The organism is Nocardia sp. CC201C (assembly GCF_030010695.1).
GTDB lineage: Bacteria > Actinomycetota > Actinomycetes > Mycobacteriales > Mycobacteriaceae > Nocardia > Nocardia otitidiscaviarum.
In genome coordinates this window covers 1-17,363 of the sequence record NZ_JASCXP010000045.1, presented here as the reverse complement: position 1 = coordinate 17,363, position 17,363 = coordinate 1, and the positions used below count along the sequence as shown (strand labels likewise).

Sequence of the window (17,363 nt, the reverse complement as noted above, 5' to 3'; positions counted from 1 at the left end):
CCTCCAACAAAGGGATAGTATGAGCAATACGGATGAGCTAGACAGCAGTCTTCTCAGCGCCTTGTCGTCGGTCGGCCTCGAAGTCGTGTCCCCCGCTCAGTTGCACCACATTTCTTCCCAGCAGATCATTAGTGCCGTTGCCCACTACGACGCAAAGCCCAAATTCACGGTCCCCATTGCGTCAGCCGATGCTCTCGATGAATTGGATCGACTTTGGATTAGCGAAGCTCACGACATAGGCCTCTACTCGGGTGATGGCGAAATCTTGCTGCGACTTCCTGGACCAGGCAGCTCTCAACAGCAACTCCTACACGTACGTGACAGCATCCAAGAGCATCTTCCCTCACGGATTGCAGAAGTAACTGGATCCGCAGAATTCGATGCGATCTCACTCGACGAGAATACGCTGTGCTCGATATCCGAAGAGGAGTACGATTTCTGGGTGATAAGCCTAACTCTCAATCAAAAAACCGACTCGATACCCCAGTCCGAGACTGTCGATCACAAGGATCTATGCGACTTCATAGCTGCTGGTGGGTCATTTCAGGAAACCATTTCACACATTCGGTCCTCCGGTGTGGTACCAATACAAAAGATGCACGTTATGCGCCTACTCCACGATCAATGCGGAATTCCCTCCGACAGCCTGAGGCTAATATTCTCGATGGTCGACCAAAATTGCATAGCACTAAACAGCAATATAGAAATTGAAAAGACTTGGCAGAGAGTGCTCCACAACCAAGAGGACGATGCACCGAAAGCGTGAGGCACGGTTCGCCGTCGAGCCGTTAGCCATGACCGGTCCCAATGAATGGGACCGCTTGGCATTACCATCCTGTTGGCTCTGATCAGCGCTGGAACGGACGATGCGGGATATCGCTGGACGCAAGCGGCATTCCGCAAGGGACATCGTGGGAGAAGCTGCGGCGTGCTGATGATTTGGCCGTGCAGGGAGACGCCGGTGCGTAGATCCGCTGCCGAACTGGAGGGTCGGCAGCGACGCTGTAAAACGGACGCCGCTCTACGGTGGGATGGATACCGCCGCAGCCAAGGAACTGTGGGAACAGAATGTCCGCCTGAAGCGGCTACTGGCCGAGTCCAAAGCCTTACCCGCAACGGCACGCTGGCCGAGCAGTACAACGACGCTCTCAGCAACATCACCGAGAGCTACAAACCTAGCGCGCCAACCTCTCCCACGCCCGACTCACCCGGCGCCACCCCCGCCCAATCAACCGCCGGCAGCACCCGACGTGATACCACAACAGCCTCCTCATCCGGGACGGCCGCGATCGGCACCACTACGACGCAGCGGTCCGCGTTATCCGCAAATCCACCGTGCGTTTGTCGCGCAAAGCAGCAGTCTGGCACTTCCGCTACGACGCTTTCGACCAACTCACCGATGTGTGGACTCCGGAGAACCAGTGGTGGCATTACACTTATGACGCCCTTGGACGGAGGGCGACGAAGCAACGCCTCGCAACCGACAGCAGCGTCCTCGAATACATCAGCTATTGTGGGATGGAACAGTCCTCACCGAGAATATAACCGATGATGTAATCACACGGTGCAATCATTATTCCTGTGCCTATCATCCGCTCACCCAGGCGGTCGAACGAACGGGGACAGATCGTGAATTTATCGCAGTAGTTACGGATATTGTCGGGACACCCACACAATTGCTGCTGTATTCGACATATGGGGCCGAACAAGCCGGAACGGAAGAAGCATGCTTCTCCGCTTCCCAGGCCAGATACACGATATCGAAAACCTACATTATAATGCATTCCGCACATACGACCCCAGCGTAGGCCGTTACTTAACTTCAGACCCACTCGGCCTTTGGCAAGCAGATAATCCCAGCACATACCCACATAACCCTTGGCGTGGGACGGACCCGCTAGGACTCACTCCATGCAAAGAGGTTACTCTGAAGCCTTCGATTCATTCGAGCAAGCCCGAAGCAAGGCATCAGAATTGCTCGGTGACGTAGATCCAGCCACCCGAGAACCTTATGTCGGGCGCCTGGAAACCGCTGCCACCACTTACGGTAAAATCATGGGATTCACCACGCGAGTAGACGGCATCCTCAAAAGGATCAGGATCGATTTTGACCCCATAAAGGGCCCCACTTCAATGTCGAGATAGGAAAGGGGGGATTCTGCTCGAAAATGGGTGGTCCCTTGGCTCGGCTCGGAGGCGGAGACCGCAAGGCTAATGAGGTGAAACGTATGACAATCGAAAACGTATACGGGTCAAGGCCCGAGCTTCTTCCGAACCTTGGTCCGTCTCGTTCGCAAAGATGGCCACACTGTTTGGTCCGGTCGAGAAGGGGTGCAACTCCTCGATCTTAGCAATCATCTCAAGTACGAGCAGAAAAGTATCCGCCGCTTTTCACGTAAATCCGACGGCACCATAAATTGGGAAAGCACTCCGCCATCACTCGTTCTCGCGACCCTTGAGCCCGACCATGAAGAGATAAGCGCCGCCATACACAGCTTTATGCCGACGAAGTTGTCCTTAATGATCTTTTGGAGCAGTCTTACACTGCCGACACCAGAGATCGAATACCGAGTTCTCGATTCGTGTCTCCGCGATGCCACTGAGACGAGTCCGGAATTTTGGATCTATTCCCCAGTTGCCAACCGACTGCTTGAGAGCACCTTCGCCGGAGAGGTGCGCGTTGCCCAAATCCCCTAGAAGACTGAATGCCCAAACGCCACCCATAGGATCCCGGTAGTGGAGATTACACTTCTCGAAGATGCTCAACCCGACGAGAAAGTCACCGTTAGATTTCGCAACAAGGAGTGGGTGGCCACCTGGAGAGGCAAAACGGCGGTGCCTAAAGGCTCTATCTGTCAGGTTGAGCTAGAAGTCGAAGAAATCGATACATGGAGAAATATTGATGCCGGGGCCGAGCTCAGCGGTGCCGGAACCGCCCACAACCAGCCCACACTATGCGGTCTGGTTTCCACAGTGTATACCGACGGCGCAATAGCTCTCGACCTCGATCCTGGAGTTGTTCTGATCGACTCTGAATCTCTCTCGGAAGTTCAAAAGGGGCAGCGAATCCAAATAGCCCCTCACGCGGTCGCAATATTCCCGTACAGTATGTAACGAAACGACCTGCATCCTCGACAATTTCGAGGCAAATAGATAAATTTGATCCGATCCGCCCTGCGGAGCTGAGCGTTGGCACGTTCACCGGGGGCACGCAGCCGCGCGTGGGCTCGGTTGGCCTGCTTCTGCGACTCGGGTTCGTCGTGCTCCTTGTACGGAGTTATCAGGCCGTCGATACCGCAATATCTCTTGTAGCTCCACGGTCTCGCCGGCGTAGCGCCAAGCCGCGGTCGTCGAGATGTCGCACCCAGCACCGAGATCGGCGTAGGTTTCAGCTTTGCGCAGGTGGGCCAGTATGAGCAGGGCTTGCCGACCTCGGGTCGAGCTTGCGCCAGGCCGAGCCGATCGCGCGGCGGTGCCCGCCGATCAGTCCGGCGACGAACCGGAGGGGCTGACGTGACAACGGCAGCGTGAAACGGTAGAACAACACTTGAATCCCTCAGTACTCAGCAGTTTTGGTCGACAGCTGATCTACCAGGAGATTCACCCATTCCGGCATCGACACGCTGCATCGATCCCACTGGGGCACAGCATCTTCAGCCGGGATGATAACGACCCACTATTGTGCGAACAACTATCGACAAAGGCCTCATCCCAGAGGAAGCTGCGGTGCATATTTCCCACCCCGGCGTCGGCGATGTCAGAGCGCTACCGAGCGATATGCTACCAAAACTCGGAAGACTACGAGTATTGCCCTATGGAACACATGGAGAACATGATGCATTTCGTACTCGCTGGACCATCGCCCGATACACTGATTCCATGGCGTCAAGCATTCACCGGGACCAAGAACACTGAATTTCGAGTAGGCACCCTCCCGGAAATCGGTTTCGGGTGCGATGCACAGATTGTTCCAGCTTTTCTCGCACACGATAGGTACGGAGGGAATCCACATCAACACCGAGGGCAAGTTTTGGAGAATAGCCGCGGCGACGGCAGTCCAGACCTAATCGTTTCCACCCCTTTGCACGGCCCAATTCTCAGCTGGAATGAAGGGAATGAAAAGGCGATTGCCCGAATCAGCGAAATATTTCGCGCCAGCTTAGAGGCGATCGAGAGATACAACTCGACGCATGCCTCGGTCGAGAATATCCACCGCATACTGATAAATGTGAACGCCATGGGGACAGGAGCGCTAGGCGCTGCGTGCAACGCAGCCGGATTGAAGGACGCCCTCACGCGGCCATGACACCTTAGGATCTATCTTCCAACCGTGCTCGATACCGATGCAACGCCCATCACTCGGAGGCACGGTTGCCACCGAGAGGTTCCGGCCATATGCGCTGCTACCGCGCATGGCCTCAATTTTTCGGCATGTCGCTCTAGCTGGGGTTTCGTGTCGCGGTCACAGCCGGTAGATTCGAACACATGAGCGAAACCGTCGCGGTCGAGGTCACCAGCTACGAGCTGGTCGCGCGACTGCGGGCGGTACACGCTCAGATCGCCGCCGCCCAGGCCGAGGAGGTGGCGTTGATGACACGGCTGTATCGGCTGCGGCGCGCCCAGCAGTTCGAGGCCGGGGTCGCGGCACGGTATGCCGGGGAGTCGGCGGCCACGGAAATCGGTGTGGCGGTGCGGGTCTCGCAGCGCAGCGCGGACGGGCTGATCGCGCTCGGGATGGGATTGGGGCGGTTGCCCGCGACCCGGGTCGCGTTCGCGCAGGGACGCATCGATCTGGCGCGGGTACGCGCGATCCACGACACCCTGGTCAACACACCCGACGACACCGTCGCGGAGTTGGAAGAAACGGTCGTCGCTCGTGCCGAAAGGTGTGATCCCGCGCGGTTGCGGCGCACCATCCGCAAGAAGCTGCTCGAACTCGACCCCGCCGGGCAGGCGCGGCGGCGGCGTGAGGCCGAACGCGAACGGTACGTCGCCGTGCGGGCGGCCGACGACGGCACGGCGCTGGTCGATGCCGTGCTGCCCGCCGCCGGGGGGTGGACGTTGTTCGAACGGTTGCGGGAGATGGCTGTCAGTCAGTGCTGTGCCGCCGATCCGCGCACGATGAACCAGCGGCGTGCTGATGCCTTGGTGGCGTTGGCCGACGGGAGCGGGCAACTGACCTGCGGCTGCGGACTGCCCGACTGTGCCCGCCGGGACCCGACCGTGTCGGTCCCGGCTGCGCGGCGGGCGTTGGTGCAGGTCGGTGTCAGCGCGGCGACCCTGGCGGGAGTGCAGGACAATCCCGGATTGCTGGCCGGGTTCGGGGCGATCGACGCCGACCTGGCGCGGCAGATCGCCCGCCACGCCCGCTTCCATGTGATCACCGAAACCAGCGACGAGATGCGTCACGGCTCCGCCGCATCCCACACGAGTGGCACCGCCGACCTCACCACAGCGGAATCGCCGACCCCGGAGACCACCGACGCCAATCGTGCATCAGCCGTGATCGACACCGACGGCGACCATCGTTCTTCCACGATCGAGGTCACCCGAAACACACACGCGCACATCACCACTGCCCCGGTACCACCGACGAACCCACCAGAATGGCGATACCGGCCCAGCGCCACCGTCGCCGCGCGTGTGCGGGCCCTCGATGGAACCTGCCGGGCTCCCGGCTGCCCAGTCCCGGCCGCGGCCACCGACCTCGACCACCAACAGCCCTTCGACCACCACTCCCCCACCACCGGCGGACCCACCACCGTGCACAACCTCGGCTGCCGCTGCCGCCGCCACCACCGCCTGAAAACCCTCGCCGACCACGGCATGAACGGCTGGACGGTCACCCACCATCCGCATCGGCGCATCGAATGGCGCACCCCCACCGGCGACACGATCACCACCAGGCCCGAAGGCGCGAAATTCCTGTTCCCGCATGCGCCGGTGGCCGCCACCCTACTGGAACCCGTTGATCCACAACCCGATCCACCGCTACTCGACCCGGGACCGGCGATCAACGCACTCACCGAACTACTCCACGTCTACATCCCGCCAGGGCGACGACACCTGCGCACTCACCGCGATATCCACCACACCGTCACTGTCGGAGGCACCTTGTGCAGCGTCAGCGGCTCCGATCGGGATGCAGACCGCCCACCGTTCTGAACCCGCTCGCGAACGACCGCAGTCATGGGCGGTGGAGCGGTGGCAGACCGGGGATTTCCACGGCCAACGACGAACTGCTTGTCGTCCATATCGCTCACGATGGTGATGCCCGGCCGCTCGAGGAGGTAGTCGAGCGATGCGGTTCCATCGGCCGGGTGGTCCGCATTTCGGATTGACGACCAGTAGGAATGGAGACCGGTACGGTCACCCGAAAACCCGGGCACTGCCCGGGTTTTCGCTGACAGGCGCCGAGGGTTTCACCCTCACCGCGTAGCGATGATCGCCGATCCGTGTCCGAACAGCCCTTGATTCACCGCGATACCGGCCCTGGCACCGTCTACCTGACGACCATCGGCCTGCCCGCGCAACTGCCAGGTGAGCTCGCAGATTTGCGCGATCGCCTGCGCGGGAATCGCTTCGCCGAAACAGGCAAGTCCACCGCTGGGGTTGACGGGGACACGCCCACCCAATGTCGTTGCACCGCTGCGCAACAGCTCCTCCGCACCGCCCACCCCACAGAGCCCGATATCCTCGTACCAGTCCAGCTCCAGCGCGGTGGACAGGTCGTAAACCTCCGCGAAAGAAAGGTCCGCAGGCCCGATCCCAGCTTCCTCGTACGCCGCATCCGCAATGGCGGAACGAAACGCGCGCGGCGGTGGCTCTACCGCGACAGCCGAATCCGTCGCGAAATCCGGCAGATCGAGAACGGTTTTCGGGAATGTCGGCGTCACCGTCGACAGCGCCCGGATGCGGACCGGATCCGCGATACCGTGGCGACGCGCGTACTCCATCGACGTCAACACCAGCGCGGCCCCACCGTCACTGGTCGCGCAGATATCGAGCAGTCGCAGCGGATCCGACACCACGGCCGAGGCAGCGACCTCCTCGGCCGACACCTCTTTGCGGTAGCGGGCATACGGGTTGTTCAGCCCATGCTTGGCATTCTTCACCTTGACCGCGGCGAAATCGTCAAGCGTGGCACCGTGGATCGCCATCCGGCGTCGAGCATAGAGCGCGAAATAGATCGGATTGGTGGCACCGAGCAGGTGGAACCGCAACCAGTCCGGATCGTCGCGGCGCTCGCCGCCGACCGGCTGGAAGAAGCCCTTCGGGGTGGCATCCGCGCCGACCACCAGCGCCACATCGCACAGTCCCGCCAGGATCTGGGCACGAGCATTGGCGATCGCCTGGGCGCCGGAGGCGCAGGCGGCGTAGCTGCTCGAGATCCGCGCACCCGACCAACCCAGCGCCTGGGCGAACGTCGCGCCCGAGACGAAGCCGGGATAGCCGTTCCGGATGGTGTCCGCCCCGGCGATATAGCCGACCTCGCTGTGGTCCACCCCGGCATCGGCCAGCGCGGCGCGCGCCGCGACCAGTCCGTACTCGACGAAGTTCCGCCCCCACTTGCCCCACTGGTGCATGCCCGCACCGAGGACGGCGATATCGCGATTCGTATCAGTCATTGACCGGCCTCCACATCCACACCGTGCGCTCCGCCTCGTCGTCCTCGTACAAGGTGCCGAGCGCCAGCTCGACCGGCATGCCGACAGCCAGGTCGTCCACCGTGAACCCGCGCACGACCTGCCCGAGTATCACCATCTGCTCGACCTCGAGCTCCACGGCCGCGACGACGTACGGCTCGAATGGGTCCGGCGAGACGTACGGCGCGGGCGGTTTGTATCGCGCATCGGCATAGGACCAGATCCGGCCACGCGTGGAGAACAGGTACTCGACCAGCTCGGAGCCGTCCTTCGGAGCCGAACACCGCGGATTGCGGCAGGCGAGGGTGTTCCGAGGGAAGTACGGCGTGCCGCACACCTCGCAGCGGCTCCCCTTCAGACGTACCGCACCGTCCTCCGCAGTGAACCAGTCTGCCACGGCGGGGCGTTGTTCTTTCTGCACAGACCGACCGTATAGGAACACGTTCTACTTTGTCGCGGAAATCCCGCCCAGCGGGGCGGGGGCGGGAGTACGGTGGGGCCGGATTGGGATGCTGGGCATCCGCGCGTCGATCTGGAGTACCGCACCGCGATGGGCACCAAAGCTATTGACCCGCAGGCGATTCGCAATGTAACGGTGATGGGGCATCCCGACGAGACAGCGCGGGTGGTCCACCGGCTGTCCCGCCACCTCGACAAGGTCGGCGCGGCGACCCCGGTCGCGTTCCGCTGGACGGCCGACGGGGTCGACCACACGATCCGCCTCGCGGAGCTATCGAGCCACACACCCATCCCCGATATGGAACGGGCGATCCGTCTGGCGGATGGCGTTGTGGCTGTCGTGAATGCTGCTTCGAACCGACCAGCACGGCTCGAAACGATGCTGCGGGTCGCCGACGACCATCAGATCGCACGATTGTGCCTGGTCACCGGACTCGATCAGCCAGGCGCCGATTTCGATCGCTGCGTGCGAGCGGTCGCCGACTCACGCGGCGCAGCGCCATTGCCGCTGCAGATGCCGATCGGTATCGATACCGAGTTCGCGGGTGCCATCGACCTGGTGGCGATGGTGACATACGAAGCGGCAGACCGCGAGCCTCACGGAGTCCAGGCGGTACTAGCCGAGCAGAGGCGTCACAGACTCCTGGCTACGGTGCTCGGCCGGCCCGCCCTCCCGAACCCCCGAACGGTCTCGACCGAAAGAGTGCACCACCTGATCCGGTACCGCACTCGCATCGGTGACGTCGTCCCGATTCTGTGCAGTGTGGCACCGCGACGTATCGATGATGTCGCCCCGCTCCTGGACGCCCTGGTCCGCTACCTTCCATCACCCATGGATGTCTGCCAGCCCGCACATGTGCTCGATTACTGAGGATCTGTCAGCGATCATCGACCAGCCGAAGGCAGCCGACCGAATCACGAACAGGTGGTGGTCGCCGGGATGCCGTCGAGGCGGTCGGCGAGCCAATCCAATGCGGCGCCGGAACCGACGGTCTCGGCGCTGACATGTTCGGTGCCAGGGTATTTGATGTAGCTGACGGGTACGCCGCGGGCGCAGTAGTCGGCGATCAGGGCATCGGTGTTGGCGGTGATGGCGATCTGGTCCTGTTCGGCCATGAACAGGTACAAGGGGGCGTTGGGTGTGCCGTAGCGACCGGCTTTCAGGGTTTCGAGCACCGCCGTGACCTTTGGCTCGCCCAGCGGCCAGGCGCGGTCCACCGTCCGGTCCTGCATCCAGGTGAACGGATACGAGGCCAGGGTCTGAACCTGGCACATGGACGCAAGGGTCCGTTCGAAATTCGGATCGGCGAAGAACGCGGCTATGTTCAGTTCGGGGTAGGCGCGGGCCAGACCGAACGCCGCCTGATAGTTGATACCGGCGAACGGCCCACCGTTGATGAAAGCGCTGGTGGCAGCCATATCGGTAGGCAGGCCACCGGCCGCCGTGCCGACGATGTCGAGTTCGGGCGCATATCCCTCGGCCAGTTCGGCGGCGAACTCCGCGCCACGTGAGCCACCGGAATAGCCGAACACGCCGACCGGCGTGTCACCGGCGAGCCCCGCGGGAGCGAAGCTCAGGGCAGCGCGAATACCGTCCAAGGTGTTGCGGCCCTCGACATACCCTGCGGCGAAATGGTTTTCCGGTCCCAGGTAGTCGGGAACGACGACGGTCCAGCCACGCTCCAGAGCCGCGCTCAGATTCGTCATCTCCCCGATCATTCCGGAAGACGCCACATACGAGTAATCGGTCCGCAACTGATAGGACGGATTGCACGCAGTGTCGAGCACGTCGATCCACGGCAGGAAAGCGAGCAGCTTCGCGGGACCGGACCCACCGGTGGGCCGGATGATCGTCGCCATCGTCGTCCAAGGCTTGCCCTTGGTGTCCTGGCTGACGTATTTCACCTGCCACGAACTGAATTGGGCGCTGGTCGGGATCACACCGACGCTGACGGGACGACTGTCCACAACCTGCCCCATCGACAGTCCCTCGAAGGACTCCGGCTGTGCATAGAAGGGATCCTGCGCCGGCACCGGCGGCCGCCCCGGATCGGCACTGCTCGCCGGCGCGGTGAACAGTCCAGCGACGGCAAGCACGACAGCAATCCCATAGCGACCACACCGTTTCATGCGCCCGGAGTGTAATGGGCCTACAAGACCACACCTGACGCGACATGCCTCGTGTCCGCCACGGCACGCCTGCACAGTTCTGCCGACAGATTCGACATCTCCTACATGCACATGACATGCGCATGTAGACTCGGACTATGGCCGTTGCTATTCAGATCAAGGACGTACCCGAGGAAGTGCGAGACGCGATCGCCGCTCGAGCAGCGGCCCGGGGCCAGTCGACCCAGGTCTATCTGCGCGCACTGCTGGAACGAGAGTTCCGCGCCGAGCGCAACAAGCATCTCCTCGAAAGCCTGGTCGGCCGCCGGAGTCTGGCCATGAGCGCCGACGAGGTGGTCGAGGAGATCAGGAACGGACGCGAGGATGACGAGTGATCGTCATCGACGCAAATGTCATGGTCGTGGCACTGTCCAGCCCCTCGGCGCAGGGCGACGCCGCGCGCGCGGCGATGCTCGCCGACGACGGCTGGATCGCGCCCGCCCACATGCCCCTGGAGGTGCTGCGTACCGTGCGCAAGGCAGTACTCGGTGATCGTCTGAGCACCAAAGACGTCGACGCAGCCTTCGGAGCCCTCACCGCGATGCAAATCGAATACGTCGGAACCGATCTCGCACTACTGCAAGCGGTGTGGGCTATGCGCCACAACGTTTCCGTATACGACGCCGCCTACCTGGCCGTCGCGGCCGTGCACGAGGCCCCGCTCGTCACCTTCGACGCCCGTCTCGCCAAGGCAGCCGAACGAGCGACACCCAATGTCCGGGTCGTCCTGCTCTGACCGGACGCCCCCGCATGGAGCCGGCTGGGTCCGACGGAGTGGGCGCAGAGGGGTTCGAACCCCCGACCGCTGGTGTGTAAAACCAGATAATGCACATCAGTCAACCCACCACAGAGACCTGGCGATTCACCACCTACCAAAGACGCACTACAGGGAGCTATAGCCAAATCTGCTATGGACACGAATTAGTACAGGATCCCACGGCTAGACAGTTGTCTGCCCCACGCTCTGCCCCACTTCGGACGGTTCCTGCCCCACAGCAAGGCTCAAGGCATCCGCAACCGCCTCGGGTCCCTAGGGACCTGCCCTGAGAGATCGAACGGTCGGTCCGGAGTGACTGGCTCACCAGGCAACCAACTCTGGCGGTGGCAACCGCATGGCGTTCCATGGCGCGCCCCGCCAGAATGCCTGCCTTAAGATTAGGTTGACCTACTGATCAAGAGAAATTTCTCATCACGCGCTGCTTCGATAAGGTGGTCAGCATACGCATCAAGCAACACAAGAACACCGTCAATGCGTTCGTCCGCCTCCACCGTCGAGTACGACACAAGTTCACCATGTGCAACCATATTTCTACAGCGTAGAAGCTTCTCATCGATAAAAGCTTGACGAGTGTCGTAAAGATCTCTGCTTTCCAATCCCAATCCAGAGATCAAGTCTTTGAAGACCGTAGAAGATAGGTTACTTTCAGTGTCGATTACTTTTTCTGGTTCAACCCGGAAAACCTCACATCTCCGATTGTCCATATCATTCAGAATAGAAGCAAGATATTTGACCTTTCCACTACCTTGGACACGCTTGAAATGTGAGCTCAAGCAGGCGGCTTGTAGAGAAATATGCAGGTCGCTGACAGGTATTCTCTGATCTGACACAAGTTTAAGATATTTTCCACTAGACTCTTTCACGAACCCCTCCCAGTGGGCATAAGCAAGAACGATAGCAGCCCGAGAGATCCACGAAACATAACTAGGTTCACGTTCGGCTTCGCGGACCTTAAGTCGAATATCAGATAATTCCTTCTTGCGTCTAGCCAGCGAACCATACACGGAATTGGAAAAAGACTCTGAATCCATCGTGCTGCCTCTCATTTACGCAAAGAGACGCCTGCCGAAAGGAATGGTCTTTCTCATCCTTTCATCTGCACGCCGCCCGGTAGAGAAACCCGCCTGAAAATCAGGTGACCCCCACAGCTCATCTCGCTTCATTTCGATCGCTCCCGGCGTAATTCGTTCAGCCGCGTCATGGTAGCCGATACCGAGAGCCAGACACTCGAAAGCGGTGAGAGAGAACGGACCTACCGGCTTCTTCGCCAATACATCCCATCGCCGAAGAATCGCTGGCCCCCCTGCTGCATTCAAGCGATCGAAGGTATCATGGAATATCTTGCGCTCATGCTCGCGGCCAGCAGAATCAAGGTCAGTGAAATTCATTACGGAAGCAGTCAAGTATTCACCTATGTTGCCAATTTGCGGCAACTTCTGCTCGTCAATATTGCGCAGCATGACGAAACGTAATGCCAACTCCATTTGGTACTTTTCTTTGATAAGCCGTTCGGGAAGCTCGACAACTTCCTTAAAAGTGGCGTAATCCGAAAGCTCGATCAGCCACTCGAAATGAGTCTTACTCAAACTCACAAGCAGACAGTTTCTCAGCTCTTGCTCTGTAGCAACCGACCCGAAGGAATTCAACCTTTGAAAGAGATCGTACTTAGTGCGCCTATCACTCTCTCTCTTTATAATCTTCACATCTATCCGGGCTCGCTTAAAATCTAGACGTTGCGCAGAGTCCAGAGATAGGGTCGAGCCTTCTTGAGACTCGTACGTCATTCCTTTGATCGCTTTCAAGAAGGGGGCCTCTCCGCAAACGAACGGCTCTTTCAACTCTCCATCTTCGCCTTTTAGCAGGCCCATAAATTCGAAGATCGTGGACAACCTTTGCACGCCGTCAACAACATCCCAAATACCTTTTTCGTTCTGCGCCACAAAGATACTGGGGAGAGGAATGCCTAGCAGGATGCTCTCAATAAGCCGAGTCTTTTGCAACTCAGTCCAGCGGAAAATACGCTGAAACTCGGGGTGAATATCTATCTCACCATCTCTGTAGAGGTTGCTGAGCTCTCCTATAGACATAGGATAAGCATCGGTTGCAATTTGACGTCTATAAGTTTGGAGCTCAGCTTCAAGCGACATGTGTCGATTCTAGCCAGCGCTCGCCCGTAACCTCATGAACTCGGATACGGGCCTCACCGCACCGTTAGCCGCTAGCCGCGCCACGCCCTGCCCCTGGGTGGACTGCCTGCGCCACCTTCCCAGGGCAGGCCACCGGCCTGCCCCTAAGAGCCTGCTCGTCGCACGTAGAGACTCCAAGGTCAAGGGTGGCCGAAGGCCCATCGGCAAAGCCGACGCGAAGCGCCCTTGAGGTTGGAGGGGCGCGCAATCACAATGCAGGCAGTTCCGCCCAGAGGCATGCGGCCGGAGGCCGCACCGGTTCTTCCGCGGACATCGCTCGCCCTCGACGGCGGCACGCCGTCACACCACGTGCCCGGCCGCCGGCCGCGCCGCCAACTTGGTTCACACACGAGCCTGGCGCGCCTAGCCGCAGCCGACCTACACGACATGCCCAGCAAGCCGGAAGTAACCCAACTTGGCGACGCTGGCTACAGCGTAGCGAACAAAGGCCAGCGTGCCCGCTGCCCCATGTCATATAAGTCGGCCACGGAGCAGAGCGCCGCGTTCTTACTGGCCGACGCAACTAACCAGGGGCTGCACAGATCCAGGGATTAGAAGTTCCTGCCATCAAACAGTGTCCTGACCTGCATAAATGCAGTTAGTGGGGGAGTTAAACCGCAGAAGCCCTAGGTAGATCGCTCCGTCCCACCTGATCTTGAAGATCAGGTGTACTGTACAGCCGAAAATTGTGTCGAGTAGCTCTTACAGGATGAATACCAACCGGTCGCTTGTCTTGATACGAAGAGAACCTATCGGTCCATTTTCACATTTCCTTGATCCGGAACCCCCAGCAAGATCAAAAGTGGGTAGAGTGATCAACGTGGCTATGAGCAGACGATCATCACTTCGGGGGACAGTATTTCCCATCGTTGAAGCATACGGGTTTCGATACGACAGCAATTCCACAAAAGCTGCAGACGCTTGGGCGCGACACTATTGCCCCTTTTCCGACAGGCAGTGCGAGAAGGACATACAATATCATTACGGCTATTGCTCTGTAACATACTCCGCGAAATGGGATGCAGGTGCGCAGCAAACGTACGCCGTGTGTGACCATCGGCTAGATGGGGATCCTGTGCAGTGGGCTGTCTCAGATTATTTTGGAGATGAAAAGGCAAATCTAGTATCTGAAGTCACAATTCCGGGTAAGCATAAGAGAAATATCGACTACATGGCATATGTAGACGACATGCATGCAGAATCTGGTGCTAGAATTATTGCGATCGAAACCCAAGCTATCGACCTTCGAGGCGGCGGCGTCGGTCCGGCATGGAGGGCTTGGGAGAATAACGATGTTGCAAACTGGCGGAACTACTTTACAGTGGAAGCTGCTGCAAAGAAGCGGGATGATAAAGTCGACTATGGGGTGAACACGGGAAACATTTATAAACGACTAGGTACTCAAGTTCAAGACAAGGGGAAGATATTAAAGACCATCAATGTCCCACTCTATGTGGTTATGCAACATAGTATTCTAAAACAGCTTCGAGCCCGAGTACCTTTCGAGCCTGTTGGTGATTCGTCCTGGGACATAACCTTCGTTGGCTTCGAATACCCTAGCGTTGCAGATACAGATGGGCAGCTTCCGCTGCAGCTCGCCGAGGTTGTTCGGACGAGCTTGCCAAACTATATGGAAGGTATGGCCTTCGCGGAAGGTGACGTAGCACGAATAGATCTCATTGAACGAGCGCGAGCAAAAGCCGCCTCCAGCGCTCAAGGAGAACTATTCGCTTCGACTGAGTAGTACACCCACAATCACATAGAATCTTCGGACAGCATCAGTTGCACACTTTCTATTTCCCCGGAATATTCCGGCCCATCCTCGTCGAGTGGCTCTTGTTCATCGATCAAGAGTTCCGGTCGACGTATGTTCTTGGCTGCAGAGCTAGAGAAATGGGATGTGATCTCGAAACCAATGGCGCGACGGCCGTTTTTCACGGCCACGGCCAGTGATCGACCTGTTCCGCAAAATGGGTCGAGCACCAGCCCATTTGGTGGGCAAGAGCTGAGTATGCGCGGCTCAATCAGACTAACGGGGAAGGTCGCCGAGTGTCCGTCTGAGCCAGCCCTAACATTGACAGTAACCACATCTCGCGCACCGGGCTCCACTGCTGACATGTCATAGTAATACTTCGCGCGCCCTTCCTTGGGGCGTTTAACGAAGTGAAAGAAATGTTCGTGTGCGAGCCTGAGGCGATCCTTTTCCGGGCGAGGTGGAACATTGCGCTTATCCCAGATCAAGTCGTTTCGAAGAATCCAGCGCTTATCCTGCATCGCAATTGCGAACCGCGAAGGGATCAACAGCAACTGTTTCTCCTGGCGGAACCCCCCCATTGGTGTCTTCCGTCGCATCCTGGGATTGTCGCCTAGACCTTGTCGCCCGTCGAATCTAATGCTGGACCAACGTGCAAAGTATGTATCGCCAATATTAACCCAGAGGCTACCCCCAGGCTTTAGTGCTGATGCTCCCCGCTGAAATATCTCAACCAAATTGCTTACATACCACTCTGGCAACGGCTCAAGGCCGAGGCAGCCGCCATGCAATCGATACCAGTCGTACGGCGGTATGTCTTCTTTGGATCCACCCCCTGCTTCCCATTCTTGAAGAATGTCTTCATTATGGTCCAAGCCGTAAGTGCGCAAACCCCAGTAGGGTGGTGAGGTGATGATCAAGTCCACAGACTCGGAAGGCAACTTTCCCATAAGATCGAAAGCATCACCTTCGTGTACCTCAGCACCTACCCCTTCTGATGGAGGGGTGATCTCATGAGTGGACATTTCCGCCTTTGATTGATTGCAGACACGTTGTTGCGTCATCATACCTCACTGATGTTGGCGCGGCACAATCAACATGCCGATTATTTTTGTCAAATTTCAAATAGGATATGTGAGCATTCCCGATAATCCGTCAAGCTTTGGTATCCTCCACAATAAAAGCTTCACTGCAAGCCCCGCAAATGATTGTGCCTCCGCGATAAACGGTACGAGAAACTCGAATCCTCCGGCCGCAACCGCATTCGGCAGTTAGGCCGTTGTTGTTGGACTTACGTCCGCCACGTCGTCCCGGTTCCTGATGGCGGTAAGCCACCAACGCGAATGTGAGCTCCTCAAGTTCTCCTCGATACAACTTATAGGTGTTGTCAGGCACAGCGGTGAGTGACCATCCGATCTTGTCATGATGCTCCAGGGAGAGACCGAGTTCCTCGCCGAGGGCGCGGAATCGCTCGTTGTGCCATCGGCCTTGCCGACTGGTGTCCTTGATCCTTCGCGTGACCGCGATGCCGTGAGCGGCCTCATGAAGCAGGGTACCGAGCACCCCGACAGCACCCCGCTGAAGTCCCTCGCCGCCGATGAACAGTTCATGGAGTTCGTACTCACCACGCACCCATCGGTTGGGCGCGAAATGTCCCAGGATGAGCTCGCTGCCGCTGGTCGACCCGGCTCCCACGGTCAGCACGACCTGGGGAACGTCGGGGTGGTGGGATCGGATGGCGGCCCAGGTGTTTTCCAGGGCGGTAACGAGTAGGCCGGTGATGGTGTCGGAATCGGTCATGTCTCCGGGTCCTCTACGTGAGTCTTGACACGTACGTGTCAACCGGCGGCCCGACGGTGTTGACACGTACGTGTCAAAAGGGTGGGATCTCGACCGAGTGTGGATTCCCTGGGCGCGCGCCGCACTCGGATCGGGGCAGGCCCGCGGCCTGCCCTCACTGCCTGTCCAGGGGCCGCAGAGGCTCCAGATTCCAGGGAACGCGCCACGGCGTGCACGACCGAATTTCCCCCACTCCCCGGCTCGCGGCCTCACCCCCGGGCTGTCGAGTGGGAAAATTCGGACGTGCCGGGCGCGGTCCCTGGAATCGCTGGAGGGGCGGCCCCGCACAATGCGGCGCGCGCCCAGCACCACCAGACCGCGGCACAGCATCGGCCCAGCCACCTGCCCGAGCAGGGACGCGACCTGACGCACTCGCCTGGACCGTGTATGCCGCCACGTTCGCACCGGGCATGCCCCGCGCCACGCTCCGGACGCCACCACCTAATCGACCGCCACGGACGCACCCCTCATCACCCGACGCCACCACGCACCCAACCGCAACGTTTTACACCTCACGTAACCCCTACTCCCCC

15 protein-coding genes and 1 pseudogene are annotated in these 17,363 nt (G+C 59.4%); 8 read left to right on the top strand and 8 right to left on the bottom strand.

What is annotated here, in order from left to right:
• Positions 1-19 precede the first annotated feature (19 nt).
• The 3 genes from QK444_RS07695 (at position 20) to QK444_RS07690 (ending at position 3,114) form a co-directional block, all read left to right on the top strand.
• Positions 20-766: a hypothetical protein gene (locus QK444_RS07695; protein ID WP_282778468.1), complete on the top strand. Its 747-nt coding sequence runs from the start codon at positions 20-22 to the stop codon at positions 764-766.
• 867 nt (positions 767-1,633) lie between these two features.
• Entirely contained in the window at positions 1,634-1,990 is a 357-nt protein-coding gene (locus QK444_RS36450; protein ID WP_349239511.1) for an RHS repeat-associated core domain-containing protein, read from the top strand.
• 746 nt (positions 1,991-2,736) lie between these two features.
• Positions 2,737-3,114: a hypothetical protein gene (locus QK444_RS07690; protein ID WP_282778466.1), complete on the top strand. Its 378-nt coding sequence runs from the start codon at positions 2,737-2,739 to the stop codon at positions 3,112-3,114.
• Here QK444_RS07690 and QK444_RS07685 read toward each other — a convergent pair.
• A pseudogene (locus QK444_RS07685) lies at positions 3,081-3,547 on the bottom strand (transposase family protein). The gene QK444_RS07690 and the pseudogene QK444_RS07685 overlap by 34 nt on opposite strands.
• Positions 3,548-4,485: 938 nt before the next feature.
• Here QK444_RS07685 and QK444_RS07680 point away from each other — a divergent pair.
• Complete coding sequence (locus tag QK444_RS07680) at positions 4,486-6,165, top strand: HNH endonuclease signature motif containing protein (RefSeq protein WP_282778464.1); 1,680 nt, start codon at positions 4,486-4,488, stop codon at positions 6,163-6,165.
• 263 nt (positions 6,166-6,428) lie between these two features.
• On the opposite strand, the gene QK444_RS07675 is transcribed toward QK444_RS07680, so the two are convergent.
• Positions 6,429-7,628: a lipid-transfer protein gene (locus QK444_RS07675; protein ID WP_282778462.1), complete on the bottom strand. Its 1,200-nt coding sequence runs from the start codon at positions 7,626-7,628 to the stop codon at positions 6,429-6,431.
• Positions 7,621-8,043, bottom strand: a complete 423-nt coding sequence (locus QK444_RS07670) for an OB-fold domain-containing protein (RefSeq protein WP_039811750.1) — start codon at positions 8,041-8,043, stop codon at positions 7,621-7,623. Before QK444_RS07670 ends, QK444_RS07675 begins: the two co-directional genes overlap by 8 nt.
• Positions 8,044-8,139: 96 nt before the next feature.
• Between QK444_RS07670 and QK444_RS07665 the strand changes: the two genes are divergently transcribed.
• Positions 8,140-8,976 carry a GTP-binding protein gene (locus QK444_RS07665; RefSeq protein WP_282778460.1) on the top strand — a complete coding sequence of 279 codons (837 nt, stop codon included), beginning with the start codon at positions 8,140-8,142 and terminating at the stop codon, positions 8,974-8,976.
• Between the two features lie 44 nt (positions 8,977-9,020).
• Here the strand turns inward: QK444_RS07665 and QK444_RS07660 are convergent, their stop codons facing one another.
• Positions 9,021-10,310 (bottom strand): lipase family protein, encoded by a 1,290-nt coding sequence (locus QK444_RS07660; protein WP_282778458.1) that lies wholly within the window; start codon positions 10,308-10,310, stop codon positions 9,021-9,023.
• Positions 10,311-10,372: 62 nt separating this feature from the next.
• Here QK444_RS07660 and QK444_RS07655 point away from each other — a divergent pair, with 62 nt between their 5' ends.
• Together QK444_RS07655 and QK444_RS07650 are read left to right on the top strand one after the other, a co-directional pair.
• Entirely contained in the window at positions 10,373-10,609 is a 237-nt protein-coding gene (locus QK444_RS07655; protein ID WP_282778456.1) for a hypothetical protein, read from the top strand.
• Complete coding sequence (locus QK444_RS07650) at positions 10,606-11,010, top strand: type II toxin-antitoxin system VapC family toxin (RefSeq protein WP_282778454.1); 405 nt, start codon at positions 10,606-10,608, stop codon at positions 11,008-11,010. The genes QK444_RS07655 and QK444_RS07650 overlap by 4 nt, the downstream gene beginning before the upstream one ends.
• A 419-nt stretch (positions 11,011-11,429) precedes the next feature.
• On the opposite strand, the gene QK444_RS07645 is transcribed toward QK444_RS07650, so the two are convergent.
• Together QK444_RS07645 and QK444_RS07640 are read right to left on the bottom strand one after the other, a co-directional pair.
• Positions 11,430-12,083, bottom strand: coding sequence for an MAE_28990/MAE_18760 family HEPN-like nuclease (locus tag QK444_RS07645; RefSeq protein ID WP_282778452.1), 654 nt, complete (start codon positions 12,081-12,083; stop codon positions 11,430-11,432).
• Positions 12,084-12,098: 15 nt separating this feature from the next.
• Entirely contained in the window at positions 12,099-13,199 is a 1,101-nt protein-coding gene (locus QK444_RS07640; protein WP_282778450.1) for a DUF262 domain-containing protein, read from the bottom strand.
• Positions 13,200-14,313: 1,114 nt separating this feature from the next.
• Between QK444_RS07640 and QK444_RS07635 the strand changes: the two genes are divergently transcribed.
• Positions 14,314-14,982 carry a hypothetical protein gene (locus QK444_RS07635; protein ID WP_349239510.1) on the top strand — a complete coding sequence of 223 codons (669 nt, stop codon included), beginning with the start codon at positions 14,314-14,316 and terminating at the stop codon, positions 14,980-14,982.
• 11 nt (positions 14,983-14,993) lie between these two features.
• Here the strand turns inward: QK444_RS07635 and QK444_RS07630 are convergent, their stop codons facing one another.
• Complete coding sequence (locus QK444_RS07630; RefSeq protein WP_282778448.1) at positions 14,994-16,058, bottom strand: site-specific DNA-methyltransferase; 1,065 nt, start codon at positions 16,056-16,058, stop codon at positions 14,994-14,996.
• A gap of 88 nt (positions 16,059-16,146) precedes the next feature.
• Positions 16,147-16,791, bottom strand: a complete 645-nt coding sequence (locus tag QK444_RS07625; protein WP_282778446.1) for a hypothetical protein — start codon at positions 16,789-16,791, stop codon at positions 16,147-16,149.
• Positions 16,792-17,363: the final 572 nt, after the last annotated feature.

Excerpts from the sequence above, each read along its gene's own strand:
- QK444_RS07695 (WP_282778468.1), top strand. The coding sequence starts at position 20 with ATGAGCAATACGGATGAGCTAGACAGCAGTCTTCTCAGCGCCTTGTCG.
- QK444_RS07680 (WP_282778464.1), top strand. The coding sequence starts at position 4,486 with ATGAGCGAAACCGTCGCGGTCGAGGTCACCAGCTACGAGCTGGTCGCG.
- QK444_RS07675 (WP_282778462.1), bottom strand. The coding sequence starts at position 7,628 with ATGACTGATACGAATCGCGATATCGCCGTCCTCGGTGCGGGCATGCAC.
- QK444_RS07655 (WP_282778456.1), top strand. The coding sequence starts at position 10,373 with ATGGCCGTTGCTATTCAGATCAAGGACGTACCCGAGGAAGTGCGAGAC.
- QK444_RS07645 (WP_282778452.1), bottom strand. The coding sequence starts at position 12,083 with ATGGATTCAGAGTCTTTTTCCAATTCCGTGTATGGTTCGCTGGCTAGA.
- QK444_RS07640 (WP_282778450.1), bottom strand. The coding sequence starts at position 13,199 with ATGTCGCTTGAAGCTGAGCTCCAAACTTATAGACGTCAAATTGCAACC.
- QK444_RS07630 (WP_282778448.1), bottom strand. The coding sequence starts at position 16,058 with ATGATGACGCAACAACGTGTCTGCAATCAATCAAAGGCGGAAATGTCC.
- QK444_RS07625 (WP_282778446.1), bottom strand. The coding sequence starts at position 16,791 with ATGACCGATTCCGACACCATCACCGGCCTACTCGTTACCGCCCTGGAA.